The organism is Williamsia sp. 1135, from assembly GCF_002095395.1.
Lineage (GTDB): Bacteria > Actinomycetota > Actinomycetes > Mycobacteriales > Mycobacteriaceae > Williamsia.
The window spans coordinates 1-3,225 of sequence record NZ_MJEI01000017.1; the positions used below are offsets into that span (position 1 = coordinate 1).

General features: G+C 61.8%; 5 protein-coding genes. 4 read left to right on the top strand and 1 reads right to left on the bottom strand.

Annotated features, from left to right (window positions below; all coding sequences use genetic code 11):
* Positions 1-199: 199 nt before the first annotated feature.
* The 3 genes from BFL43_RS00100 to tatA are packed head-to-tail and all read left to right on the top strand — an operon-like array spanning position 200 to position 1,769.
* The gene (locus BFL43_RS00100) at positions 200-1,009 is read left to right on the top strand and encodes a cutinase family protein (RefSeq protein WP_240497976.1); all 810 of its coding nucleotides are present in this window, start codon (positions 200-202) and stop codon (positions 1,007-1,009) included.
* A 22-nt stretch (positions 1,010-1,031) separates the two neighbouring features.
* On the top strand, positions 1,032-1,493 hold the full coding sequence (locus BFL43_RS00105; protein ID WP_084889695.1) for a globin domain-containing protein: 462 nt from the start codon (positions 1,032-1,034) through the stop codon (positions 1,491-1,493).
* Between the two features lie 15 nt (positions 1,494-1,508).
* On the top strand, positions 1,509-1,769 hold the full coding sequence (gene tatA / locus BFL43_RS29685) for a Sec-independent protein translocase subunit TatA (RefSeq protein ID WP_276206074.1): 261 nt from the start codon (positions 1,509-1,511) through the stop codon (positions 1,767-1,769).
* A gap of 128 nt (positions 1,770-1,897) precedes the next feature.
* On the opposite strand, the gene BFL43_RS00115 is transcribed toward tatA, so the two are convergent.
* Positions 1,898-2,239 carry a hypothetical protein gene (locus BFL43_RS00115; RefSeq protein ID WP_143694983.1) on the bottom strand — a complete coding sequence of 114 codons (342 nt, stop codon included), beginning with the start codon at positions 2,237-2,239 and terminating at the stop codon, positions 1,898-1,900.
* Between the two features lie 446 nt (positions 2,240-2,685).
* Here BFL43_RS00115 and zapE point away from each other — a divergent pair.
* A partial coding sequence (zapE, locus tag BFL43_RS00120; protein ID WP_240497975.1) for a cell division protein ZapE occupies positions 2,686-3,225 on the top strand: 540 nt, incomplete at its 3' end.

The window sequence follows — 3,225 nt, forward strand, 5'->3', positions numbered from 1 at the left end:
TCAGAACTACGCATGCCCATCAACATCAGCATCCCCGTCATCAACAACCCCAACCACCCCTGACGCGCGTCGCGTTGTGGTGAGTAGCGGGATACCGGCCATGCAGCACGATCACATCCGGCAGCGATGGCACAAGATCGGCTTCCTCACGCTCGCGCTCGCACTGCTCGGGATAGCCAGTGTCACAACGGGTTCAGCAATGGCTTCACCGTCGCAGTGCCCGGCACTGTACGTTCTGGCCGTGCCCGGCACCTGGGCGAACGGAGACCAACCCGGGATCCTGAACGAGGTCACCGCTGATCTGGGACCAGCGACGGCAGTGCAGTACGTGGGTTATGACGCGACGGCATTTCCCTGGGAGAAGGCGATCTACGGCAAATCGAAGGCGCAGGCAGCGGCGAACGCAACCGGCCTTGCCGCTGCAATGCTGCACCGTTGCCCTGGTACCAAGATCGCGCTGACGGGTTACAGCCAGGGTGCCGACGCCGCCGGCGACGTCGCCTCCGAAATCGGCACCGGCCGCACGGCCATCAGCCCATCGACTGTGGCCGGCGTCGTCCTGCTGTCCGACCCCCGCCGCTCTGACAAAGACAACGTCATCGGTCCGCAATTGAGCGGTGAGGGGAGCGGTGGCGGTCGGCCGGACGGGATGGGCTGGCTGCGGCCACGCTCTTTCAGTCTCTGCGCACCAGAAGATCTGTATTGCAATCTGCCGCAGGACTACTACGTGACGAGGATCGTCGGATATCTCGCGGAGACGAGTGATCCGACGCCCAGCCAGATCAGTCAGTACCAGGTCGAGGCGGGAGCCATTCTGGAGGAGCTGCTCACCCAGGGAGGACCGGCCGCAGTGGTTCGCGAGGTCAGTGACGTCCGTGCGCGAGAGCAGATCCGCATCTTCGATGAGTTCCTGCGATCAGGCGCTCACGCGAACTACACCACATTCCAGGTCGCCGGTGAAGTCACCGCCGCGCAGTGGGCCCGGACGTATCTCGCCGGCCTTGCATGACCGTCACGGAAAGGACATGACGATGGACCAACCACTGCTCGAGCGCAGCCTTGCGCTCGTGGCCGACGCCGACCCCGACTTCACCGTGCACTTCTACGAACGTCTCTTCACCGAGCACCCTTCGGTACAGCAACTTTTCGGCGAGGAGATCCGTCCTCAGGCCACCATGCTCCAGCGGGCCATCGTCTCCGTTCTGGAGCATCTCGACGACCCCGAATGGCTGCGCACCTCCCTGGGTTCGCTGGGTCGAGTGCACGCGTCACTGGGTGTCACACCACAGATGTACGGCTGGGTAGCAACGAGTCTCGTCGACACGATGGCCGACATCGGCGGGGAGAAGTGGACTGACGATATGTCGACCGCATGGAAAGACGCACTCACCGCAGTCGCCGCCATGATGCTCGATGCCTACCCAACAGACTCGAGCGACAACGGGCCTGACAGCGAACGATCACTCAGCGGCAGCGGCCGCCACAGGAGGTAGAACAACATGGGCGCAATGCAACCTTGGCACATCATCGTGGTGGTAGTGGTGTTTCTCGTTCTGTTCGGATCGAAGAAGCTACCTGACGCAGCACGAGGGCTCGGCCGATCGATGCGCATCTTCAACAGTGAGGTGAGCGAGATGCAGAACGAGGCAAAGCCGGAGCAGAACGCCACGCGCGGCGAACTCGAGGCCGGATCGACGGGTAATGCCACTCAGGTTGATACGAATGGCGCCGGTGCAGCGACGAACAGCATCAGACCGCCGACACCCTAGAACGCCCGAAAGTAGCTGCGGCGCAAGTATTATGTGCCTGCGCAGAATAGACACAGTCACCCAGTGTACGTCCGGGCTGTTGGTGCCCGCCCGTTGAACCGAGCGGGCACCAACACTCTCCGGTGGGGTCAGCGACGCCAGCCGGTATGCCAGGTCAAATTGGTAGGGATGTCGGTCAATCCGGCGTAAAAGGTGCCCGACGGAGATGCCGCGGCGCGTCCGGAAAATTGATCGATGGCTGCGCCGAAAATCAGCCCACTATCCGGGTCGGGTTGCCAACCGGTCACCGCATCGATCGTGCCGCCCAGATGCGCATCGTGAAGGACCTGCGCCTCATCGGAATTCAAGTGCACATATCCCCCACCCGGCGCCGGGGTCACCGCAAACGCCGATGCGATCGGCGCCGCCGCCATCGCTCCCGCGCCAGCAATGATCAGTCCCGCAGAGACTGCGGCTACACGTCGTTTCACATTCATCATGGTTCCTCCCCAAGGTTGCAGACGCCCGCGACTTGCGGGCGGCCGTTCAGTGAAGAGAACCCTACAGAAACTTTGCCAGTGTGAATACACCATTCATTGTGATACACACCATAGGCATGGCATACGAGAGCGCGCGCGGACACGCGGCTATTTAACGGCACACTCGACACGCCGGGAATCGGGCGGTACGACAACGTTTGCGTCGGGTAGGTCAGCGCCCGACGCCGATAGGCAATGGGCCCCAGCGTTCTAGGGCCGCCCAGGTCGAATGAGACCGTGACCTTCGAAGGGGGGCCTGCCGTGACGTTTGATAGCGTTGTAGCGCAACATGTTCGGATCTCCGGGCTCCGACTCCTGGGTGACTTGTTCGATCGCGACGGAAGCGAGGTCGATCACACTCCCATTCTGGGGAAGCCACGGCGTTTGATCATCGATAGGTGTCTACGACTCGTCCGCAGATCCTGTCGGCGATTGACGATGCAGCGCTCGCCGAGGGCATAGTCCTTGATGACTCTCAGCGGCAGCTCGTCCACCGTCTCGCCGACCTAGATGTGACGACGCAGCGTCGACGCCGGCCGCGCCCGCGTGGGCTTTATGTGTACGGCTCGGCGGGGCGGGGCAAGTCATGGCTGGCCAATGCGTTCTATGACGCGGCACCCACACCCCGGAAGGTCCGAATCCATTTCCACAGTTTCTTTGACGACCTCCGTCGCCACATGCACATCCATCGACACGATCCATCGATGATGCGTCAGGCACTCGACGATGTGATCGGACAAAGCCAGTTGTTGTACTTCGACGAACTACATGTGCACGACTCCGGAGATGCTCGGCTTCTCACTCGCATGCTCGAATACGTCCTCACTCGTCGCGTGACGATTCTGGCGACATCGAACTACGCACCCGACGACCTGCTGTCAACGGTCATCGGGAACTGCCCATGTGCGGACTTGAAAACTGCCCGTAGGTGGCCAATA

What these genes read in the sequence shown, in the direction of transcription:
- BFL43_RS00100 (WP_240497976.1), top strand. Translation starts at nt 200, where the DNA reads ATGGCTTCACCGTCGCAGTGCCCGGCACTGTACGTTCTGGCCGTGCCC.
- BFL43_RS00105 (WP_084889695.1), top strand. Translation starts at nt 1,032, where the DNA reads ATGGACCAACCACTGCTCGAGCGCAGCCTTGCGCTCGTGGCCGACGCC.
- tatA (WP_276206074.1), top strand. Translation starts at nt 1,509, where the DNA reads ATGCAACCTTGGCACATCATCGTGGTGGTAGTGGTGTTTCTCGTTCTG.